This is a genomic window from Peribacillus sp. YIM B13481 (genome assembly GCF_042787985.1).
Taxonomy (GTDB): domain Bacteria; phylum Bacillota; class Bacilli; order Bacillales; family DSM-1321; genus Peribacillus; species Peribacillus simplex_A.
Genome location: NZ_JBHZPE010000013.1, coordinates 93,078 through 100,359 on the forward strand (window position 1 = coordinate 93,078; position 7,282 = coordinate 100,359).

Genomic DNA, 7,282 nt, shown 5'->3' on the forward strand with positions numbered 1-7,282 from the left:
GGAGTGATCACACTGGAACGAACAGAGGTTGAAACTAGAAAACTTGGATTTACAAAAGGAATAGCTTTAACTTTGCTAATTGCTATTGCAGCTAAATACTTAGCAGAGCTTCCATTCCTTCATATATTGGGACAGCTAGTCATTGCGATACTGATTGGTGTTGTTTGGAAATCGATTATCGGCGTACCCGCTTACGCCGTCGCTGGGACAAATTATTCGAGTAAAGTCCTTTTGAGAATGGGCATTATCTTATTGGGGATGCGCTTGAACCTGAAGGATATTTTTAACGCCGGCCCGAAAACGTTTGCTGTTGGAGCTATTAGTCTAATATTTGCTATATTGGTAGTTTATGGATTGACCCGTCTATTTAAAGTGGAAAAAAAGCTAGGCTTACTGACAGCTTGTGGTACAGCAATTTGTGGAGCTGCTGCCGTCCTCGCAATTTCCTCCCAAATTAAAGCAAAAGAAAAAGATACAGCAATAGCTGTAGCGACGGTTGCTGTTTTAGGTACAACCTTCACTTTCGGTTACACGATTCTTTATCCCTTTTTGGGGTTATCCGATCCAGGTTACGGCATATTTTCGGGTGCGACACTACATGAAATTGCTCACGTCATCGCTGCTGCAGCACCAGGGGGAAATGAAGCAGTCGACTTGGCAGTCATGGTCAAATTGACTAGGGTGGCCCTGCTCATTCCCGTAGCCCTTTTAATTGGATTCATCATGAGTTGGAAAGAGCGATCAACAGATAAGGGAAAGAGATTTTCCTGGAAGTCCATTCAGATACCTTGGTTTATTTTTGGATTTCTATTAATGAGTGCCCTCTACTCTACAGGGGCAGTTCCTGAACTTATAGCCGAAAAACTTGTTATGCTTTCCTATATCCTCATGGCTATGTCCATGGCAGGACTAGGATTGAATATTGACCTTGTCACTTTTAAAAAATATGGCGGCAAACCTTTTATTGCTGGATTGATTGGCTCAATTTTATTAACGTGTCTCGGTTATGTATTGGTTCATGTTTTCCAGTTAAATTAATATTTCACTTAAACAAGCATCCCTTAATCGGCATGCTTGTTCTTTTCTGTTGGATGCGGGACATTGGCACCATAAAAAATTTCGTCCATCTCCGTTTGAAGCCTTTCTATTATTACCTGCCTTTCTTCTGTTTTCAGCTTTTCCTCTGTATAACCGAATAAGTAATTATTAATATCAAATCTTTTCAGCTTACATTTTGTATGGAATATATTTTCCTGGTATACATTCACATCAATCATGTCATATAAACCCTTTACTTCATCAGGAATATAATTTTGAATGGAATTAATATCGTGGTCAATGAACAATTTTCGCCCATCTTTATCTCTCGTAAACCCTCTTACACGGTAATCAATCGTGATAATATCGGTATCGAAGGAATGGATCAGATAATTAAGAGCTTTAAGCGGTGATATTTCTCCACAAGTAGAGACATCGATGTCGGCCCTGAATGTGCTAATGCCTTCATTTGGATGGAATTCAGGGTATGTATGAACAGTAATATGGCTCTTATCCAGTTGCATGACCACATTATCAGGTAAGGGCCCTGGTGATTCCTCATAAGTTCCAGTAGGTACTTCGACGACAGGACCTTCTGAAACAAGAATGGTTACACTGGCGCCTTGAGGGACATAATCCTGCTTGGCCGTATTTAAAACGTGTGCACCTATTAAATCAGAAACGTTGTGCAAGATCTTCGAAAGCCTTTCTGCATTATATTGTTCATCGATATAATCCAGGTAGGCCTCTCTCTCTTCCCTGGTTTTTGTGTAGCAAATATCATACATATTAAAACTTAGAGATTTCGTAAGATTATTAAAGCCGTGAAGTTCAATACGCTGCTCTGGTGTAAGTTTCATGATTGATTCCCCTTATATTTTTTTACAACTATCCTTATAGTTACCCTTTTTCTGAAATAAAAAACTAAGCCGGTCAGTCCCTGCTTGTAACCTTTTAATCGGCAATGGTTATTTTTCTGGCCAAAAACCTAAGAATATGAGCCATTGCAATAACATGCAATGGCTCTTTCAATGTCCTGGTTTGTTTTAGGCAGAATGAAATTTTTTCTTTTTTATCGGAGAAAGCAACCGTTCCAACCATCCTAGTAAGAGGTCTGACAGAATGGCCATCAATGCCGTCGGGATTGCTCCTGCAAGTATAATGGCCGTTCCATTAGATGCATTCGTTCCCCTGACAATGATATCCCCCAGCCCTCCTGCCCCTACGAATGTCCCTACAGCAGTGACTCCAATTGCAACCACAAGAGCTGTGCGTAATCCAGCCATGATGACAGAGAGGGATAATGGCAGTTCGACCATTCTTAGTAACTGGAGCTTCGTCATCCCCATTGCCTTGCCAGATTCTAAATAAGCATGATCTATACTTGTAATTCCGACATAAGTGTTCCTAAGGATTGGCAGTAAGGAGTATAAAAACAATGATAAGATAACTGTATTTGTTCCTAACCCCATCACTAGCATAAGAAGAGCAAGCATGGCCAAGGCTGGTGTGGTTTGAATAACATTAGTTATGGAAAATACCCAATTACTCAATTTCTTATGTTTCGCGATGAAAACCCCCATCGGGATGGCTGCGATTGCAGCAAATAAAACTCCATAAGCGGACATTAAAAAGTGGCGATAAAACTCAGTAAGTACATACATCCAATTTTGAGAATAATACGTTCCCAGCTGTTGTAAGGCTTCCATTAGTTTGCACCTCCCATTTATTCAAAATATTTATGTGTTTTAAGGAATTCCGAAGCTACGACCGATGGCTCTTTCAAGTTCCCATCAACTTCATAGTTCAGTTCCTGCATGGTTTCAGTATTGATTTCGCCAATTAACTTGTTAAGTTCATCTTCAATTTCAGGGTATCGCTCCAATAATTCTTCGGTAACGACCGTTGAACAATCATATGGAGGGAAATATTGTTTATCATCTTCTAAAAGCATCAAATCATTAACCTTAATCCGTCCATCGGAAGAGTATGCAAGTACAATATCCATCTGACCATTTTTGACTGCATCGTATACCAGGCCAATCTGCATCGGATAAGTTTCCCCGAATTCCAATCCATATGTATTTACGAACCCTTTATAGCCATCCCCTTTTCTTTTCAGCCAAGCACTATCGACACCTAACCTTAAATTATCTGCATCCTTTTCCAAATCCGATATTTTCTTATAACCTTTTTCCTCTGCCAATTCATTTGAAATCGTAAAGGCATAGGTGTTATCGAAACCGTATGAATCAAAAAATTTGAAACCATATTGTTCTTTGAATTCCCTTTGAACAACTTCCATTGCCTTTACTGGGTCCTTTTCAATTTCCTGTCCCAGGACACTCGTTAAATCCGTCCCTGTATATCGAGTTGCGGCTATATCTATATCACCGCTCTCCATCGCTTTTTGCTGAACGAAATTCGAACCTAAGTTTTTGATGATTTTCGTATCAAGATCAGTATTCCGCTCTAGGAGTTGAGCGATCATGTTCGCCAGAATTTCGGATTCGGTCATACTTTGGGCACCGATCTTTACTGTAGTTTCAGAAGATGACCCCAAACCAGGTAAAGAACAGCCACTGATGAATAATGAACAAACTAAAAGGGCTATGAAAATTGAACTTCTCATTTTTTTATACATGCTATTCCTCCTCATGCAACTTCCTTCATACCTTTTAATCCTTTTGGTACGACTTTTCGTTCAATGATCGAGAATACATAATCCACCAGGATAGCCATGATAATTACAGGAACTGCACCTGCGACGATATATTCTGTTTGGTATAAATTCAATCCGATAAAAATGTAATCTCCAAGACCTCCTCCTCCAATAAAGGAAGCCAAGGTTGCCCAACCAATTAAATAGACGGAAGCCGTACGGATACCAGCCATAATGACGGAAAGTGCAAGCGGGAATTCAACCAGACGAATCCTCTCCCAGCTTGTCATCCCGATACCGCGACCGGATTCCAGCAGATTTTCATTTACGCCTTTAATACCTGTGTAAGTATTCCTGAGTATAGGTAAAACAGAATAGAAAAATAACGCAATAATTGCGGGTGTTTTCCCTACTCCGAGGAAAGGAATGAAAAAGGCTAGGACTGCCAGGCTCGGCAATGTCTGCATAATGTTTGCAATTCCGATTATTATGGATGCGCTCCTTTTCATTCGGGTCAACATAATGCCTAATGGTACGGCGACTATTATTCCAAGTAAAACAGCGATCATGGATATATATAAGTGCTCCCATGCCTTATAAATAAATTCTTGCCAGTTCGTTTGTAAAAAATCGAGCAATGTTTCCATCTCATACACCTCCTAGAACATTTCTGCCACTTGATTTTCAACCTCTCCCCATATACTGTCGTATACGATGTCTACCAATGTTGCCCTAGTGACAATTCCGACCAAATGTTTATTCTGGTCAACAACAGGCACATATTTGAATCCCCGTTTTAATATCTTCTGAACGGAATCACGAATTAATGAATCCTGCTTTACTGAATAGACTTCAGTATTGATGACTTCGCTGATTAATTTTGCTTTTTTTCGGTATTCACTGATCGTTTCAACATCTACGAACCCTTTCAAAACATTTTGCTCATCGACCACAAGTAAAGAATCGACCCTTTTCTCCCGCATTATCGTAATAGCATCCGTAAGGGATTTTTCCTCAGTAATGGATATGGGATTACGGCTCATGATTTGTTCTACCAACTCAACATTAGGTCTTGTTTGTAGCAATCGATCTTTACCTATGAATTCTTCCACGAACTCATTGGCTGGGTATCGGAGGATTTCATCCGGTGTTCCCACTTGGACGACTTCACCAGCCTTTAAGATGACGATCCTGTCGGCTAGCTTAATGGCTTCATCCATATCATGGGTAACAAAAACAATTGTTTTATCAAGTGTGCGCTGCAGATTTTTAAATTCCTCCTGAAGGGCATCGCGGGTGATTGGATCTAGTGCTCCAAAAGGTTCATCCATTAAAATAAGTGGGGGATTTGAAGCAAGAGCTCTCAGAACGCCAATCCTTTGTTGCTGCCCGCCGCTCAATTCGTATGGATACCTTTCTAAATACTCGGGTCCCATATCGACAAGCTGAAGCAATTCCAGTGCACGTTCTTTTTTCTTCTGGTCATTCCACTTAAGAAGTTTTGGAACGAGGGTGATATTTTCAAGAATCGTCATGTGAGGGAAAAGTCCGATTTGCTGGATAACGTACCCGATCTGTCTTCTTAACTCGACTGGATCTTTATCCATTATATTTTCCCCATTAATAAGTATCTTTCCTTCAGATGGTTCGATTAGACGGTTAATCATTTTCATTGTCGTTGTTTTGCCACATCCACTCGGACCAATGAAGCAAATGAACTCTCCTTTTTTAATATCCAATGATATATTCTTTACAGCTTTCTTTCCTCCCTTATAGATTTTCGATACATTTTCAATTTTTAACATAACAAGCACCTCCATCATTCGCATACAATTACAAATTTTACAAATATATTACTTTTTATATGCACAGTCTCTTATACCCAGAATAAAACTACATAAACCATTTTAACAAAAAAAACTAGTTCATTGTAATTATATTGAATAAATGGAATAAAAAAACTACCTCATTTTAAGGTAGTTAATAGATTTAAGTTATTAAAAATGAATTATAACCCAATATTTTTAGCAATGAGGATTTTCAGGATTTCATCTGACCCTGTATATAATGTTGTCACAGGAATGTCCCGATGACGCCGGGCAATTTTATAGTCACCCATATTTCCGTATCCATCATGTAACTGCATGCACTTTTCAGATATTCGCTTAGACATCTCCGTGATCCAATATTTAGCCATCGATACTTCCGTTATGATCTTCTCCCCTTTCATATGTTTACAGATCAAACCATCAACAAACGTTCTTCCCAACTGAATATCGGTCGCTATTTCAACGATGGTAAACTGTGCATTTTTAAATTTACTAATTTTCTTACCAAATGCTTTTCGTTCTTTAATAAAATTCACAGTTAAGTCGAGCATATCCTTAGCTGCCATTAAAGACCCAATCGCACACAAAAGCCTTTCCTGCTGCAGTTTTTGCATTATATATGAAAGCCCTTTACCTTCCTCCCCAAGAAGGTTCCCAATAGGAACAGAGGCATCATCGAAAAATAGTTCGGCTGTTTCTGAACTTTCCTGGCCTTCTTTGTCAAGTTTTCTTCCTCGTGAAAACCCTGGTGTATCTTTATCAAGGAGCAACAAACTGATTCCGTCATGAGAAGGAACAGCATCTAGATCAGTTTTGCATGCTACTATCAAGAAGTCAGCGTTAAAGCCATTTGTAATAAACGATTTCGCTCCATTGACAATATAATATCCATCTTTCTTGATGGCTGTGGTTCGAATATTCGCTAATTCAGAACCCAGCCCTGGCTCTGTCACTGCAAAGGCAGAAATCATTTCTCCAGTAATGAACTTGGGTAAATATCTATGTTTTTGATCTATTGTGCCGAATGAAGCAATATAAGGGGCCACAACATCAGAGTGAATTGATATTCCTCCTAAGGCTGATCCAACCATTTCCAGTTCCTCTGCCAGTACAACTGAATATCCAAAATCTGCTCCCGCCCCACCGAACTCTACATCAAGCCATGGACATAAAAATCCATTATCCCCAATCTTTTCCCAAAACAAGCGGGGTATCCCCCCCTCTTTTTCCCACTGATCATAATAGGGGGAAGCCTCCTTGTGGAGAAATTCACGAATTGATTGTTTAAATAATAAGTGTTTTTCAGTGAGGAAGGAACGTGAATCATCCATATTGATCGCCATCGAGCTAACCATGTGTTAACCTCCATTCGCTAATTATTTTTTTGATACAATCCATTACCATGAACAAGATAAATATGTTAATTACCTCGATGTAATCAGTTACAATAAAAATCATCAAACGGTAAATTTGCCTACAATATTCATGTTCAACAAAAATAATGAATTCCCTTTTAAAAACTATTTTTAACTAGTGGAATTATTTTTTGATAATAAATACTTAACTGCTAAATTATGTATTCATTTTATATTCTAACGAGGTGATTTTTGAAATATCACTTGTCTTAATTTAAGATTTTATAAGGGTAGCGTCACATCGCCATCAAGCTAAGCGCGCAAGAGATAATATAAAAGTGTGTTCTCTTTAATTTGCTATGGTAACACTAAAAATGCGCATGACAAAAAAACCATCA

General features: G+C 38.9%; 7 protein-coding genes. 1 reads left to right on the forward strand and 6 read right to left on the reverse strand.

Annotated elements, in window-relative coordinates:
- Positions 1 to 12: 12 nt before the first annotated feature.
- On the forward strand, positions 13 to 1,038 hold the full coding sequence (locus ACFX4X_RS10495; protein WP_289338327.1) for a YeiH family protein: 1,026 nt from the start codon (positions 13 to 15) through the stop codon (positions 1,036 to 1,038).
- Between the two features lie 23 nt (positions 1,039 to 1,061).
- On the opposite strand, the gene speD is transcribed toward ACFX4X_RS10495, so the two are convergent.
- The 6 genes from speD to ACFX4X_RS10525 all read right to left on the reverse strand — a co-directional run bounded on the left by speD (position 1,062) and on the right by ACFX4X_RS10525 (position 6,884).
- Positions 1,062 to 1,898: an adenosylmethionine decarboxylase gene (gene speD / locus ACFX4X_RS10500; RefSeq protein WP_061463279.1), complete on the reverse strand. Its 837-nt coding sequence runs from the start codon at positions 1,896 to 1,898 to the stop codon at positions 1,062 to 1,064.
- Positions 1,899 to 2,084: 186 nt separating this feature from the next.
- Positions 2,085 to 2,747, reverse strand: a complete 663-nt coding sequence (locus tag ACFX4X_RS10505; protein ID WP_377383282.1) for an ABC transporter permease — start codon at positions 2,745 to 2,747, stop codon at positions 2,085 to 2,087.
- A 17-nt stretch (positions 2,748 to 2,764) separates the two neighbouring features.
- Entirely contained in the window at positions 2,765 to 3,682 is a 918-nt protein-coding gene (locus ACFX4X_RS10510; protein ID WP_377383284.1) for an osmoprotectant ABC transporter substrate-binding protein, read from the reverse strand.
- Positions 3,683 to 3,693: 11 nt separating this feature from the next.
- Positions 3,694 to 4,347, reverse strand: coding sequence for an ABC transporter permease (locus ACFX4X_RS10515; RefSeq protein WP_061463282.1), 654 nt, complete (start codon positions 4,345 to 4,347; stop codon positions 3,694 to 3,696).
- Positions 4,348 to 4,359: 12 nt separating this feature from the next.
- The gene (locus ACFX4X_RS10520) at positions 4,360 to 5,505 is read right to left on the reverse strand and encodes a betaine/proline/choline family ABC transporter ATP-binding protein (RefSeq protein ID WP_284470709.1); all 1,146 of its coding nucleotides are present in this window, start codon (positions 5,503 to 5,505) and stop codon (positions 4,360 to 4,362) included.
- Between the two features lie 203 nt (positions 5,506 to 5,708).
- A complete protein-coding gene (locus tag ACFX4X_RS10525; protein ID WP_377383287.1) occupies positions 5,709 to 6,884 on the reverse strand; it encodes an acyl-CoA dehydrogenase family protein in 1,176 nt (391 codons plus the stop codon).
- Between the last annotated feature and the right edge of the window lie 398 nt (positions 6,885 to 7,282).